Annotated in this window: 11 protein-coding genes; 9 read left to right on the top strand and 2 right to left on the bottom strand. The window is 38.4% G+C overall.

The window, feature by feature from the left end; genetic code table 11:
- Positions 1 to 851 precede the first annotated feature (851 nt).
- The 4 genes from IAR63_RS15675 (at position 852) to IAR63_RS15660 (ending at position 3,840) form a co-directional block, all read left to right on the top strand.
- Complete coding sequence (locus tag IAR63_RS15675; RefSeq protein WP_096545136.1) at positions 852 to 1,103, top strand: hypothetical protein; 252 nt, start codon at positions 852 to 854, stop codon at positions 1,101 to 1,103.
- A gap of 245 nt (positions 1,104 to 1,348) precedes the next feature.
- Positions 1,349 to 2,092 (top strand): vWA domain-containing protein, encoded by a 744-nt coding sequence (locus IAR63_RS15670; RefSeq protein WP_187705910.1) that lies wholly within the window; start codon positions 1,349 to 1,351, stop codon positions 2,090 to 2,092.
- A gap of 21 nt (positions 2,093 to 2,113) precedes the next feature.
- Entirely contained in the window at positions 2,114 to 3,217 is a 1,104-nt protein-coding gene (locus tag IAR63_RS15665) for a hypothetical protein (RefSeq protein WP_187705909.1), read from the top strand.
- Positions 3,217 to 3,840 (top strand): OmpA/MotB family protein, encoded by a 624-nt coding sequence (locus tag IAR63_RS15660; protein WP_057177358.1) that lies wholly within the window; start codon positions 3,217 to 3,219, stop codon positions 3,838 to 3,840. The genes IAR63_RS15665 and IAR63_RS15660 overlap by 1 nt, the downstream gene beginning before the upstream one ends.
- 59 nt (positions 3,841 to 3,899) lie before the next feature.
- On the opposite strand, the gene dxs is transcribed toward IAR63_RS15660, so the two are convergent.
- Positions 3,900 to 5,792: a 1-deoxy-D-xylulose-5-phosphate synthase gene (gene dxs / locus IAR63_RS15655; protein WP_187705908.1), complete on the bottom strand. Its 1,893-nt coding sequence runs from the start codon at positions 5,790 to 5,792 to the stop codon at positions 3,900 to 3,902.
- Between the two features lie 205 nt (positions 5,793 to 5,997).
- Here dxs and rpiA point away from each other — a divergent pair, with 205 nt between their 5' ends.
- The 3 genes from rpiA to IAR63_RS15640 are packed head-to-tail and all read left to right on the top strand — an operon-like array spanning position 5,998 to position 8,402.
- The gene (gene rpiA / locus IAR63_RS15650) at positions 5,998 to 6,708 is read left to right on the top strand and encodes a ribose-5-phosphate isomerase RpiA (RefSeq protein ID WP_187705907.1); all 711 of its coding nucleotides are present in this window, start codon (positions 5,998 to 6,000) and stop codon (positions 6,706 to 6,708) included.
- 47 nt (positions 6,709 to 6,755) lie between these two features.
- The gene (locus tag IAR63_RS15645; RefSeq protein WP_187705906.1) at positions 6,756 to 7,190 is read left to right on the top strand and encodes a DUF29 domain-containing protein; all 435 of its coding nucleotides are present in this window, start codon (positions 6,756 to 6,758) and stop codon (positions 7,188 to 7,190) included.
- 36 nt (positions 7,191 to 7,226) lie between these two features.
- Complete coding sequence (locus tag IAR63_RS15640; protein WP_187705905.1) at positions 7,227 to 8,402, top strand: aldo/keto reductase; 1,176 nt, start codon at positions 7,227 to 7,229, stop codon at positions 8,400 to 8,402.
- A gap of 21 nt (positions 8,403 to 8,423) precedes the next feature.
- On the opposite strand, the gene IAR63_RS15635 is transcribed toward IAR63_RS15640, so the two are convergent.
- The gene (locus tag IAR63_RS15635; protein ID WP_096544119.1) at positions 8,424 to 9,725 is read right to left on the bottom strand and encodes a hemolysin family protein; all 1,302 of its coding nucleotides are present in this window, start codon (positions 9,723 to 9,725) and stop codon (positions 8,424 to 8,426) included.
- A 168-nt stretch (positions 9,726 to 9,893) separates the two neighbouring features.
- On the opposite strand from IAR63_RS15635, the gene mfd reads away from it, so the two are divergent.
- Entirely contained in the window at positions 9,894 to 13,406 is a 3,513-nt protein-coding gene (mfd, locus tag IAR63_RS15630; RefSeq protein WP_187705904.1) for a transcription-repair coupling factor, read from the top strand.
- A 194-nt stretch (positions 13,407 to 13,600) separates the two neighbouring features.
- A complete protein-coding gene (locus tag IAR63_RS15625) occupies positions 13,601 to 14,971 on the top strand; it encodes an AAA-like domain-containing protein (protein ID WP_187705903.1) in 1,371 nt (456 codons plus the stop codon).
- Positions 14,972 to 14,985: the final 14 nt, after the last annotated feature.

The raw sequence follows: 14,985 nt of genomic DNA, 5'->3' as shown, positions 1-14,985 counted from the left end.
GTGCGATCGCCCTAACTAGAAGTGACGGTATGAATTATCAAGCACTGTCATTCCTCCCCATACAATAGAACCCACATTCCGCACCCTAAGCTGTGACAGATCAAAGAGGATCTGAAAGTAGTACATAGTAACTAAAATTGATTCAGGGATTAAAGGGCTTAATGAGAATAAGTAGTATTAATAGGGACATGGTGTGACAAAGTAAAGTTTCGTAACAAAAAAGGTTCTTGCGCGTGTTTTATGGAGAATTAATAGAAAAGTGCCAGTGTTGTAAATCACGGTCAAAAAGCGCTTTTGGTGAGGAGATCTGCTGCGCACCAATTTTTTTCAATGGTGGGGGTTGACTATTGACCCTTGGACGTGATACCCTAATAATGGAAATCTGTGCATTTTTTTTACAACTGCTCACACTCCATTATACTTAACCCTCATAATACCACATTTTTATCCCCTCGGCCACAAAAAAACTTATCTCATCCCCCCATAAATATAATTTTTTCTTATTATTTATTCCTATATATATATACATGAATGTAGATAGATAAGATTAAGCGCCTTTTGTAGGTTAGGTTGACATCGAGAAACCCAACGTCAATCATTTAAACAAAAAGAGCTATCTCGCGAGTGCTTCGCAATCGCATTCCTTTTACTCTAACTGACTGAGTGCCAGATTCTTGATTTTCATTTATGCTTGACAAGTCGAAAAACTTTATAAAAATTGTTAATTATTTTCTATAAACTACTTGCATGTCTATTCAAATAGTTTTATAATTAGGAAAAAGTAAGGTGATCTCTATTTCTTGGCGGAAACCTCTGATCACCTTACACCCCAACATTGAGGCAAATAAATTATGGCACACACCACAAACTTTATCAGCAATATTGATGACACTAGAGTGGTTGACCCTAGGGTAGTTCCACAAGCTAGTCACCGGGAACCGCTAAAACACCTATTGATTGGCTCGAAAAAGGCAGTTATTAGTACGATTCACTATCTACACGTGCTTGGTTATGCCAATGCAACTGATTGGAGTGATCTCACGCCAACTGGTAACCCTGGGGAGGTTATGAGTATCCTGGTAAGACATATTGTGATTAATTAGTTTCCTCGCTAACTCGTGGGTCTTCCCATGAGTTACAATGCTACAAAAATCTATTGCTACGTGGGTGATTGTTGATAACGCTACCTTTCATCGTGGTGGTCAGATTGCTCAATATTTATAAAGTCTAGTTTATACTGGTTACTTCTTGATGAAACTGTCTTAACAAATCTTAACATACTTTACTTCTTAACAGGTGTTCAAATTGATTAGAATAAAAAGAGACATATTATCTGCTACTACTTAAAATGTCTCAAGATCCTTTTAAAAGTTCTCTGGATCACATCAAGACTAGAGATAAACAGTCACTTACACGGGAACCGAGAACCTATGACCAGCTAATTGCAAAATATGCCAAACCCATACGGATTATGGGTTTGGTAGATGCAACAGGTTCCATGAAACCCGTGTGGGATAAAACCCTGGAGAGTATTCAAGAATTAATCCGTCGAATCTTAGAAGCGGGAAGGATGGAGCTATCTTGGGTTGCTTATCGAGATTACTGTGATCATCACAGAATTATTGAGCAGAGTGATTGGAGTAGCTCAGTGGAATACTTCAAAACCTTCATGGACAAAATTAGTTGTAATGGTGGTGGAGATTTCCCAGAAGCAGTGGAAAAAGCATTAGAAGTTGCTATTGAAGAATTTGATGTTTCTAGAGTTATTCTTATTGGGGATGCACCTCCTCATGAGGATAAAGATTATCGAGGTCAAGCAATTGAACTAGGAAAACTAAATAGACCCGTGTTCAGCTTTGTAGTTGGCAATCATCCCGATACACAAAGAACCTTTGGGGAGATTTCCCAGCTTTCTAGTGGGGTTTGTTTTAATCTAGAAAACCACGAAGATATTGTGGACTTAATTGCAGTTACCGTGATAGATCAAATTGGGGGACAAAAATCCTTAGGTAAGTACCTAAATTCCTATGGATCCAGTTTATCTCCCAGCGTGAAAAAATTTATTCAGCAGCTTCCTCCTAGCAAAAATTAGAAATTAACTGAAACTTCAATTATGACCTCAACTATGACTTCAATGAGAAACTTTAAAATCTGGTATTTGGGCGGAATAGTTTTGTCAATAGTGTTGACATTCATTGCCCATTTTAATCAGAACAATGAGCTGAGTCCATTAATACTTGTATTTGGTGTTGGACATGTTTTCATCTTGGCTATTATGGGGTTTAGAATTCAAAAGTCCAAGGATAGAGCTGCAGCTGGTTTAAGAGTGCAAACATCTGGTTATCTTCATACCCTGATAGGATTTAGTGCTGCTTTATTTCAACTAGATCCTGAGAATTTATTAGAAACAATTGTGGTTCCTTTAAGTTATGCTCTATTTACCAGTATTGTTGGTTGGTGTTTGGGTGGAGAATTGGTAAATGAATTCCATGAACAATCAGGAGATCCTATTACTAATGAGTCCGAAAAGCTTGCTCAAGAATTTAGAAATTTTGCAGATTCTTTGACTGTAATTCACAGAAGATATGCCCAAGAAATAAGCAATGCTTCTGAATCTTTTCAAGATCATCTACAAAGGGTAGCAGTAGCTTATGAAAGAATGCTGGATACCTATGAACTTCAACTTAATAGATTGAATAAAAAACACTCAGAATTATCCGAGCAACTAGAAACTTCTCAACAGAAATTCATTGATACTCAGAGTAGATACTATCAAAAACACTCAGAATTATCCGAGCAACTAGAAACTTCTCAACAAAGGTTTATCGATAATCAGAATAGGTACTATCTGCAAATGGAGAATGCTATTGAAGCTCAACTTAGTAGATTGATTGCAAAACACTCGGAATTATATAATCAACTAGATAATCAATTAGAAACTTCTCAACAAAGGTTTGTCGATAGCCAAAATAGATGCTATGTTCAAATGGAAGGTGCCATTAATTATTTTACTAGTATCTTATCCGGAGAAAAAATATCTTATTTCGCTAGCAGTTTTGCATCCCTAAATGAACAGACAAATTTCGCATCCCAAAGTATGGAAAAAGTGGCAATCTCATCTAAAAATGTGTCTAGATACTTGGATAATAGCAAAGTTTTAATCGAGGAACTGGAAAATTTACTTAATTTAATTAGCTCTTACCGGAGGACAAGTTAGTGCAAATCAAAAGTAATATGGAACAAGCGGAGATTTTTGTCTTCATTGCTTCCTTTTTCTTGATCGCTCTTGGATTTACAGAATCTAACAAACCACAGCAGGAAGCTAAACCTCATGATAAACCACCAATCATTGAACTTTATGAAACTTCCGAGTATAAATTTGATTCCGGTCGTGCTGAATTAAAGCCAGATTTCAAGAAGTATATTCGCAGGGAACTGAGACCAGAAATTTTGAGAATCACGAAAGAATATCCCATTGATGTAATTGAAGTAATTGGTCATACTGATGGACAACCAATTAGTGGTATTAACTCACCAACAGAAAATAACTACAGCAATTTAGATTATAGTTTGGAAAAAGTTAATCTTGGCAAATTACCTGTTGCTCAATTACGTCCCGGTTCTAATACTGACTTAGGAATTATGAGAGCTTTGGCTGTTGTTCAAGAACTGAAAAAATCCGGAGGAGAAATTGCTAAACTCAAGTTTAGAACCTACTCTGCAGGACAATTATTATTAGAAAATGGGTTGCCAGCTGACATAGATAAAAGGGGTAATTCCAAAAGAAGAAGAATTGAAATCCGTTTCACAAAGTTGGGTAAAACTGAAAAAGTTCAGTAATGAAGGCAAAATCGTTAATGTAGTTAATACAAGAGCAGGTTTTAAACCTGCTCCTATTTCTAAACTGGAACTAACTGCTTTTTAAAAAAAGCTTGCAAAATATCATCAGCAATTTGTTGACTAGTTAAACCTAAAGTAACCTTAGACTCCTCCGGAGTAGCATGATCAACTAATTCATCGGGTATACCAATTCTCTTCACTGGTACAACCACATTAGCATCCAGCAAAGCTTCAGCTACTGCAGACCCAAAACCACCCATTAAACAACCTTCCTCCAAGGTAACGACCCGACCAATTTTTCCAGCTAGGGGTACAATTAAATCTATATCCAAAGGCTTGACAAATCGCGCATTAATCACACTAGCTTCAATACCATGTTCCCTGAGAATTTGGGCAACTTGCATTCCCGAATTAACCATGGTACCGTATCCCACAATTAACAGGTCATCCCCCTGACGGAGAATTTCTCCCTTGCCAATTTCTAAAGGTTCCCAACCCTCTTCCATTAGGGGAACACCATAACCATTACCTCGGGGAAAACGCATAGCAATAGGTCCACTTGTATATTCCACACCAGTAACCACCATTCTTTGTAGTTCCGCTTCATCCTTGGGGGCCATTAACACCATATTGGGAATACAGCGAAGATAAGCAATATCATACATACCTTGGTGGGTGGGACCATCAGCTCCTACAATACCTGCCCTATCTAAACAGAAAAAGACGGGTAAGTTTTGAATACAGACATCATGGATAATTTGATCGTAAGCACGTTGTAGAAACGTTGAATAAATAGCTGCTACAGGACGCATACCTTCACAAGCCAAACCAGCAGCTAGAGTAACAGCATGTTGTTCCGCAATACCCACATCAATATATTGGTGAGGCAATTTAGCTTGTAGTTTATCTAGACCAGTACCCGTAGCCATTGCAGCTGTAATGCCAACAATTTTTGGGTTTTGTTCAGCTAATTTCACCAAGGTATGGGAAAAGACCTTGGAATACGCAGGGGGTTTAGGCTTATTGGAAGGAATTGCTTTACCAGTAGCTAAATTGAAGGGATTTTGGGCATGATAACCCACCTGGTCTTTTTCAGCTACTTCATATCCCTTACCCTTAACAGTCGCAACATGAACTAAAACTGGACCAGGTATTTGATGTGCTTGTTGGAAGGTAGTAATCAGCTCCTCTAAATTGTGACCATCCACCGGACCCATGTAGGTAAAGCCCAGCTCTTCAAATACTGCACCCACCTTAGACATAGCCAATCGCTTCATTCCTTCCGTTACACGTTCTAATTCATCACCAACAAAAGGAATATTCTTGAGTTGTTCTTCAATATTGTCAGCAATAAACTGTACTGGGGGACTCAGACGCATTTTGTTTAGATAACGAGGTATGGCGCCCACATTGGGAGAAATAGACATTTCATTGTCATTAAGAACCACTAATAAATTAGTCTTAGGTAGGTGTCCAGCATGATTAATAGCCTCCAGAGCCATACCCCCAGTTAAAGCACCATCACCAATTACCGCAGCTACCTTGAACTTCTCCCCCTTCATATCCCTAGCCAAAGCCATACCCAGAGCAGCAGAAATACTGGTGGAAGCGTGTCCCGCACCAAAATGGTCAAATTGGCTCTCACAACGCTTGAGATAACCAGCAACCCCGTCCTTTTGTCTGAGGGTATGGAAATCATGGTAGCGCCCTGTGATTAACTTATGGGGATAAGCTTGATGTCCCACATCCCAAATTACCTTATCCCGATCTAAATCTAGTGTCTGATAGAGTCCCAAAGTTAACTCCACAACCCCTAACCCGGGACCTAAGTGTCCACCACTTGCAGCCACAGTTTGTAAGTGTTTATCCCTAATTTGTTTAGCTATTTCCTGTAATTGGCGAATAGATAACCCGTGTAACTGGTTTGGATGGGTGATTTCACTCAGAAGCATATTATGAGCTTTTCCTCTCTACTTATTGGCATTAATTGATTTTCCTACTTGATGTAGGCACAAAAACGCTGTCTTATAACTATAACTTTGGTTAGCTATCAACGGAGGGGGTAAATGGAGGTTGATAAATAAAATGACCATATTTTGTAGTATATTCGGTTTGTGAGAGCATTTTTGATGTGGTGAAATTTTTGGGAGTTTAGCAATGTCCGTATCAGCAGACCCAGTTAAGTTGATGAAGCAAGAAGTCGGTAAAGCCGCCGCATCCCTGGTAAAATCGGGTTCTATTGTCGGCTTAGGTACGGGATCAACTACTGCTTACACTATTCAGTTTTTGGGCGATCGCCTGAAATCCGGTGAGCTTAAGGATATTGTTGGTATCCCCACTTCCTTCCAGTCGGAAGTTTTGGCAAAACACTATGGAGTTCCTCTGACCACTTTAGACGCTGTTGACCATATTGACATCGCTATTGATGGTGCTGATGAGGTTGATCCTAATAAAAACTTAATTAAGGGTGGTGGTGCAGCACACACGCGGGAAAAGGTAGTAGACTATTTAGCGGGTCAATTTATTGTTGTGGTTGACAGTGGTAAGTTAGTGGACCATTTAGGTTCTACCTTTGCTGTGCCCGTGGAAGTGATACCTATGGCTATCACCCCTGTGATTAACGCTATTAAGAAACTGGGGGGAAATCCGGAATTACGCATGGGTGTGAAAAAGGCCGGTCCTGTCATCACAGATCAAGGTAATATGGTAGTTGATGTAAGATTTGACACCATTGAAGATCCAGTAAATTTGGAAAAAACCCTGAATAATATCCCTGGTGTTCTGGAAAATGGGATCTTTGTCAACTGTGTGGATTTGGTATTAATTGGCGAAGTAATTGATGGTAAGCCCTCCGTCCGACAAATGTAAATGGGGGTTAGGAAATGGGGAAATTAACCAATTTAGGAGAGTAAATAATGACATTATCCCTTTATGATCAAGATATTTTACTCTGGGTTGAGGATACGGTTGCTAAACTCAAAGCTGGGAATTTTCACGACTTAGACATTGTCAATCTAATTCAGGAAGTAGAAGCTTTGGGAAGTTCACAAAAAAGAGAATTATTAAGTCGTTTAATTGTCTTAATAGAGCACCTGCTTAAACGACTATATGTTAACTCTCCCTATGATTATCATGGTTGGGAGCGGACAATTAGAACTCAAAGAACAGAGTTAGATATATTAATTAGTCAAGTACCAAGTCTTAAGTCCTTATGGAATGAGAGCTTTCAGGAAGCTTGGCGACGTGCCCTGAAAAATGTAACCAATGAGTATAAATCCGTCAATTTTCCCAGCCAATGGAATTATTCATGGGACTTAGCAACATTTCTAAACTCTAATTTCTGGGAGTAAATTTAGTAAATCGTTTCAGGTTATAAATCTCAACTTATGCTATATAGAAGATTCGGTCGCACCAATTTACAAATGCCAGTATTTTCCTGTGGGGGGATGCGTTATCAGTTTAAGTGGCAAGATGTTCCTCTCCAGGAAATACCTGTGGATAGTCAACAGAATTTAGCCAATATTATTTATCGAGCTGTTGATTTGGGCATCAATCACCTAGAAACTGCCCGATTTTATGGCACTTCTGAAATGCAATTGGGGCAAGTTTTACCCAATTTGGACAGAGAAAAGTTAATAGTCCAAACCAAAGTAACTCCCTGTTCCGATCCCCAAGAATTTCGCCAAATCTTTGACAAATCCCTGGCCTATCTAGAGTTAGACTATGTTGATTTATTGGGGTTGCATGGAATCAACAACCAAGAACTTTTAGACTATAGCATTGGTGGTTGCTTACAGGTAGCTAAAGAATTACAAGCTCAAGGTAAAGTGAGATTTATTGGGTTTTCTACCCACGCACCTCTGGAAATAATTTTACAAGCAGTTAACAGTAATGAATTCGACTATATCAATCTCCATTGGTACTATATAAATCAATGGAATTGGCCGGCCATAGAAGCTGCTAATAGGTTAGATATGGGTGTGTTTATTATCAGCCCTGCTAATAAAGGAGGTATGTTATATCAACCTTCTCCAAAATTGGTTGAACTTTGTCAACCATTAAGTCCCATGGTCTTTAATGATTTGTTTTGTTTGAGCCATTCTCAAGTTCATACTCTCAGCATCGGAGCAGCACAGCCAAGTGATTTTGATGAACATTTAAAAACCTTAGAATTGTTAGACAGAGCTGATGAAATTTTACCACCAATTATTGCCAAATTAGAAAAAGCAGCCATAGACACCTTGGGTGAAGATTGGGTAAAAACCTGGGATACCAATTTACCAGTTTGGGAAAATACCCCAGGTAATATTAACATTAAATTGATTCTCTGGTTGTTAAATTTAGCCCTGGCCTATGATATGGTAGAATACGGAAAAATGCGCTATAACCTATTAGGCAATGCTGACCATTGGTTCCCAGGAAACAGAGCTGACAAATTAGAAGAATTGGATTTGCAAGAATGTTTGGGTAATAGTCCCCACCGGGAAAAAATTCCCCTAATGTTATCTAAAGCTCATACCATATTTAAGGGTGAAGAGGTAAAACGATTATCTCAAAGTTAAATTCCTCCATCACCCTCCGGACTAATTTGTCTGGGGAACGACTAAAACCTTGTCAACTCTATTGCCATCCATATCCATAACTTCAATTCTCATTCCTTGCCATTCAAAATGGTCTGCTGCGGTAGGAATCCGTCCTAAATTAGTGATGACTAACCCACCCAGAGTTTGATAGTTACCTCTTGCTTCCATTTCCAATTCTTCCACGTCAAAAAGTTCAAAAAACTCTTCTACGGGTAACATGCCATCCACTAACCAAGAACCATCTTCCCTTTGTACTGCTTGAGGTTCTTCCTGTCCCGGTTGTGCAGGAACATCACCCACAATTTCACTCATAATGTCATTTAGAGTCACTAAGCCTTGAATTACTCCGTACTCATCTACCACTAAAGCAATATGAGTGACAGTTTGTTTAAATAATTCGAGAACCTTTAAACCTCTGGTGCTTTCAGGCACAAAAACTGGTTGACGTAATCCTATGGTTAAATCAAAAGGTTCATTGCGTAAGCTCCTAGAAAGTAAATCGGTCACCGGAATTACCCCTAAAACATTGTCCAGTCCTTCTTGACATACGGGGTAACGAGAGTAATTACTCGCAGACATTTTCTGGCGATTTTCCTCCGGTGAATCATCCAGGTCTAACCAGACAATATCCGGACGGGGAGTCATGAAAAAAGTCACCGGGCGATCGCCTAGACGAAATACCCTTTCGACCATATCCTGCTCCGCTGCTTCAAAAGTTCCTGCTTCTGTACCTTGTTCTATTAAAATCTTGATTTCCTCCTCCGTAACCTGGGGTTCCTCCGAAGGTCTAATACCCAAAATTTGTAATACTGTCTCTGTTGATATACTCAACATGTATACTATAGGAGAAGCCAAACTAGCTAAAGCTCTCATAGGAATAGCTATAAAAGCAGCTATTTTTTCCGGATTATTTAATGCTAAACGTTTTGGTACTAATTCACCAACAATTAAGGATAAATAGGTAATGACTAAAACTACCACTCCAAAAGCAATGGTCTGACTATAATCTGACAAAAAGGGTACTAACTCAACATATTTTTCCAATCTTTGGGCAATGGTAGCACCACCGAAAACACCGTTTAGAATATTAATCAGTGTGATTCCCACTTGAACAATGGACAGGAAGTGATTAGGAGCTTCTGCTAGCTCTAAAGCAGCCTGGGCATTAAGACTTCCTTGATTGGCTAATTGCTGTAATCTAGCTTTGCGAGCAGACACTATAGCCATTTCCGACATGGAAAATATTCCGTTAGCCAAAATCAGTGCCAAAATAATGAGAATTTCCACAGTAATGGGAGACATGGGAGTGAGGGAATGAGGGAGAAAGAGATAGCAAGAGGGAAAAAATGATTTTTCCTTCCGACCAATTTATTACCCATATTACCCATTTTCCATTTCCGTAAAATAATTGGTATATAGATACAATCTATATTTTTTCACTTTTTTTGACTTCTCACCTGAGCAACAACTATGACTTTTTCTTCTATTGTACGTAGTTTGGTGCGATCGCCCCTGACCACGGAACTCAACAATCAACTCAAAAAACACCAGCAATTGGGTTTAAATGGCATTTCTCGCCTACCCAAAAATCTCATCGCTTCTGCGCTTGCTAGTCAAGAGAATCGTGACCTGTGTGTTATTTGTGCCACTCTAGAGGAAGCTGGCAGATTTTATGCCCAATTGGAAGCTATGGGATGGAATACTGTGCACTTTTACCCAACCTCGGAAGCTTCTCCCTATCAACCTTTTGATCCAGAAACGGAGTTAAGTTGGGGTCAAATGCAGGTATTAGCGGATTTAGTTAGTAATAGTGATCATAAGAGTATGGCTATTATTACCACTATAGGAGCATTACAACCACACTTACCACCTCGGGAAACATTTAAATCCTTCTGTTTGACCTTACAAAAGGGTATGGGATATAGTTTAGAACAATTTGGGGAAAAAATCACTGCTTTGGGATACGAGCGGGTTTCCCTAGTGGAAACAGAAGGTCAATGGAGTAAACGGGGTGACATTGTGGATGTATTTCCCGTTGCTTGTGAGTTACCGGTGCGTTTGGAATGGTTTGGGGATGACATTGAAAAAATCCGTGAATTTGACCCTAGTACCCAGCGTTCAGCGTTAGACAAAATCAATCAAATTACCTTGACCCCCACCAGTTTTGCACCAATTGTTTTATCTGCTTTAAAAGATAATGCTCTATTTTGGCAATTCAGTTCCCAACTTGATTTAAATTCAGAAGTAATAGAAAATTCAGGATTAGAAGGTAGTAGAAGATTTCTGGGTTTTGCCTTTGACCAACCCGCGTCAATTCTAGATTATTTACCAGCAAATACCTTAGTAGCAATTGATGAAATTGAACAATGTCATGCCCATGGCGATCGCTGGATAGAAAATGCCGATGAGCAATGGTTACTAATCAATGATCAATTATCTATTACCTTACCGAAAATACATATAAATTTTGAGGAATGTTTAAGAAAAATTGCTAATTTTAGCACCCTATATTTATCAGAAATAGCAGAAGAAAACAGTGGTACTATAACCTACAAAGAGTCAGTCCAGGAAACCAGTGTTCAGGATTTTATTCCCAGTTATAATTTAGCAGGTAGACCCTTACCCATCCACCCCCACCAATTTGCGAAATTAGCAGACACTATCCGCCAAGAAAGAGAGCGTAAATTTGCGGTTTGGATTATTTCTGCCCAACCCTCTCGTTCAGTTGCTCTATTACAAGAACATGATTGTCCAGCTCAGTTTATTCCTAATCCGCGAGATTATCAAGCCATTGATAAACTGCAAATTAATCAAACACCAGTTGCTCTTAAATATTCTGGTTTAGCGGAATTAGAAGGAGTAATTTTACCTTCTTATCGTTTAGTAATTATTACAGATCGGGAATTTTATGGTCAACACGCCCTAGCTAACTTTGGCTACGTGCGTAAACGACGTAAAGCAGCATCCAAACAGGTTGATCCTAACAAATTAAGGGCGGGTGATTTTGTCGTACATCGTAGCCATGGAATCGGCAAATTTGTCAAATTAGAGAGTTTGACAATCAATGACGAAACACGCGATTATTTAGTCATTCAATATGCTGATGGCGTGTTAAGAGTAGCAGCGGATCAAGTAGGTTCCCTCTCCAGATTCAGAACCAACTTAGATAGACCACCCCAACTACATAAAATGACCGGTAAAGCTTGGGATAACACCAAGAGTAAAGTCAAAAAAGCCATTAAAAAATTAGCAGTTGATCTGCTACAATTATATGCAGCTCGTTCCCAACAAGAGGGTTTTTCCTATCCACAAGACATGCCTTGGCAAGAAGAAATGGAAGATTCCTTTCCTTACCAACCCACCATAGATCAATTAAAAGCAGTGCAAGATGTGAAGAGAGATATGGAAAGTCCCAGACCCATGGATCGTCTAGTTTGTGGCGACGTGGGTTTTGGTAAAACAGAAGTAGCAATTAGGGCAATTTTTAAAGCTGTTACCGCAGGTAAACAAGTAGCACTTTTAGCCCCCACCACCATTTTAACCCAGCAACATTATCACACCATAAAAGAACGTTTTGCACCCTATCCTATTCATGTAGGATTATTAAATCGTTTCCGTTCTCATGAAGAAAAGCGCAATATTCAAAAACGACTATTAACCGGTGAGTTAGACATAGTTGTGGGAACTCATCAATTGTTAGGTAAAGGAGTACAATTTAAAGACTTAGGATTATTAGTAATTGATGAAGAGCAGAGATTTGGAGTCAATCAAAAAGAAAAAATCAAAACTTTAAAAACACACCTAGACGTATTGACCCTATCAGCAACTCCCATTCCCAGAACCTTATATATGTCCCTATCTGGGATTAGAGAAATGAGTTTAATTACCACTCCACCTCCGACCAGAAGACCGATTCAAACCCATTTAGCCCCATTAAACCCCCAAATTGTCAGTAGTGCCATTAGACAGGAATTAGATAGAGGTGGACAAGTGTTTTACGTTGTCCCCAGAGTTGAGGGTATAGAAGAAACCACAACCAGACTCAGGGAAATGATTCCCAGTGGTAGATTTGTCATAGCCCATGGTCAAATGGATGAAAGTCAACTAGAATCAACCATGTTAACTTTTAGTAACCATGAAGCAGACATTTTAGTATGTACAACAATTATTGAATCTGGATTAGACATTCCGCGAGTTAATACCATTTTAATTGAAGATGCCCACCGATTTGGACTTTCCCAATTATATCAATTAAGGGGAAGAGTAGGAAGAGCAGGAATTCAAGCCCATGCTTGGTTATTTTATCCTAAACAAAGAGAACTATCCGATGCTGCTAGACAAAGATTAAGAGCCATTCAGGAATTTACCCAACTAGGTTCTGGTTATCAGTTAGCCATGCGGGATATGGAAATTCGTGGGGTAGGAAATTTATTAGGTGCGGAACAATCAGGTCAAATGGATACCATTGGATTTGACTTATATATGGAAATGTTAGAAGAAGCAATTAGGGAGATTAGGGGTCAAGAAATACCCAAAGTTGATGACACCCAAATTGATTTGAACCTGACCGCATTTATTCCTGCAACCTACATTACCGATATCGATCAAAAAATGAGTGCCTATCGTGCGGTAGCGACAGCCAAATCCAAGGAAGAATTAAGAGCAATAGCAGCAGAATGGAATGATAGATATGGTATCGTACCCCCCCCAGCAAATCAAATGCTCAGAGTTATGGAATTGAAACAACTGGCAAAAAATCTAGGTTTTAGTAGGATTAAACCAGAGAATAAGCAACATATAGTATTGGAGACACCAATGGAAGAACCCGCTTGGAACTTATTGGCCCAGAGGTTGACGGAAAATATGAGAAATCGGTTTGTATATTCTCCTGGGAAGGTTACAGCTAGGGGTTTGGCTGTATTTAAGGCCGAACAACAGTTGGAAACCCTAATAGATGTTTTTGCCAAAATGCAAGTTGATTAACAAGCGCTCCTGCAAGCATTTCACCGTAGGTTGGGTTTAATACCAAACCCGACAAACTATCCCTAAAAGCACTTGATCAGTTGTATTATCATTATTGGTCAAGTATTTTTTAGAGCGATCGCATGTCAGTTAGGAATGGAAAACTAATATAATTGTGACAAATTTACTGACTGGAGGTATTGATGAAGCGCGAATTGTTTGAACGCATTTATGAGGAAGAATTGACCCCAATTCAAAGGAGAATTTTACATCGAATTTTGCAGGGCAAATCAAATACAGCAATAAGGGGAGATGTAACGGTTTGGTTTGACCACAAAGTTTATAGTGGTAGCGAAAGAGATAAACTTCCTAGGAGCAAACGCACAATACTAGAAGGTTTAGAATCAGGAAAAAAATTAATGGATCAAAGTAATTTGTCCCATCATTTAAGAAAAATTTGTGAACAATTTGAACTAATTGATTTACAAGAAGTAATAAAACAATTTATTAAATACCGTCGCCAATTAGTTTCATATGAGACCTTAGAGCAATTTGAACTATTACAAACCACACAATTTCCATCTGGTGCGACAAACTCCCTTTATTACGAATATCGTCATCCCATAGAAGAAAAATGTGAGAGTTATATTAAAAAAGTGGGAGAGGAAGCTATTTTACTACGCATTAAAGCTCCTGCTCAAATGGGTAAAACATCACTAATAAACCGACTGTTGCACCATGAATACATAAAAATTATAAAAGCAAAAGTTGTCTATATAAACTTAGATGATGCTGATGAAAAAGTTTTAAATAAAGATATGTTTTACAGATGGTTTTGTGCCAACGTCAGCAACCAATTAGGATTAGATATTAATGACTGTTTAGAAATACAGTGGAAACCATTTTTAGGTAATAATGTCAATTGTACTAATATTTTTGACAAATATATTTTTCCTGGTTGTCAAAATATTATTTTACTAGGCATTGACAATCTACACAGAATTTTTCCTCAGCCAGAATTACAAGACTTTCTACTTTGGCTAAGAACCAGACATGAAAATGCTAAAAATAATCAAATATGGCGTAAACTAGCATTTATTTTAGCCTATTCTACTGATGGATATCCTTTGTTTCAGTTAAATTACTCTTCATTGTACAATCTAGGTTACTCACAAACATTAAGAGAGTTTAATGAGGAAGAAATTCAAAATTTATCTTTAAAGCACGGGCTTAAATGGGAGTTCAGTCAGGTGAAGAGTTTACAGAAAATAATAGGAGGACATCCTTTCTTAGTTCGGTTAGCTATGTATCATATCAGTCATGAGGAAATGACATTAAAAGAAATCTTAAATAAAGCTGCTACCAATGAGGGAATTTATAGTAATCATTTAGGTAGATTACTGAAAATCATTCGTGATTCTCATCTGACGGAAAGTTTAAAAAAAGTTATTAGTAGTTCTACTCTAGTTCAATTAGATCCAATAGAAACATTCCAACTATATAGTATTGGTTTGGTCACAAAAAAAGATAACAAGGTTGAACCTAGATGTCAATTGTACCGAGAATATTTTACTACATTTATTTAAATTTATTACTGGGG

The organism is Cylindrospermopsis curvispora GIHE-G1 (genome assembly GCF_014489415.1).
In the GTDB taxonomy this organism is placed as follows: domain Bacteria; phylum Cyanobacteriota; class Cyanobacteriia; order Cyanobacteriales; family Nostocaceae; genus Raphidiopsis; species Raphidiopsis curvispora_A.
The sequence above is the reverse complement of the archived record's forward strand: the minus strand, read 5'-3'. Positions and strand labels throughout refer to the sequence as shown.

What these genes read in the sequence shown, in the direction of transcription:
- IAR63_RS15640 (WP_187705905.1), top strand. Translation starts at nt 7,227, where the DNA reads ATGCTATATAGAAGATTCGGTCGCACCAATTTACAAATGCCAGTATTT.
- dxs (WP_187705908.1), bottom strand. Translation starts at nt 5,792, where the DNA reads ATGCTTCTGAGTGAAATCACCCATCCAAACCAGTTACACGGGTTATCT.
- IAR63_RS15670 (WP_187705910.1), top strand. Translation starts at nt 1,349, where the DNA reads ATGTCTCAAGATCCTTTTAAAAGTTCTCTGGATCACATCAAGACTAGA.
- IAR63_RS15645 (WP_187705906.1), top strand. Translation starts at nt 6,756, where the DNA reads ATGACATTATCCCTTTATGATCAAGATATTTTACTCTGGGTTGAGGAT.
- rpiA (WP_187705907.1), top strand. Translation starts at nt 5,998, where the DNA reads ATGTCCGTATCAGCAGACCCAGTTAAGTTGATGAAGCAAGAAGTCGGT.
- mfd (WP_187705904.1), top strand. Translation starts at nt 9,894, where the DNA reads ATGACTTTTTCTTCTATTGTACGTAGTTTGGTGCGATCGCCCCTGACC.
- IAR63_RS15665 (WP_187705909.1), top strand. Translation starts at nt 2,114, where the DNA reads ATGACCTCAACTATGACTTCAATGAGAAACTTTAAAATCTGGTATTTG.
- IAR63_RS15675 (WP_096545136.1), top strand. Translation starts at nt 852, where the DNA reads ATGGCACACACCACAAACTTTATCAGCAATATTGATGACACTAGAGTG.
- IAR63_RS15635 (WP_096544119.1), bottom strand. Translation starts at nt 9,725, where the DNA reads ATGTCTCCCATTACTGTGGAAATTCTCATTATTTTGGCACTGATTTTG.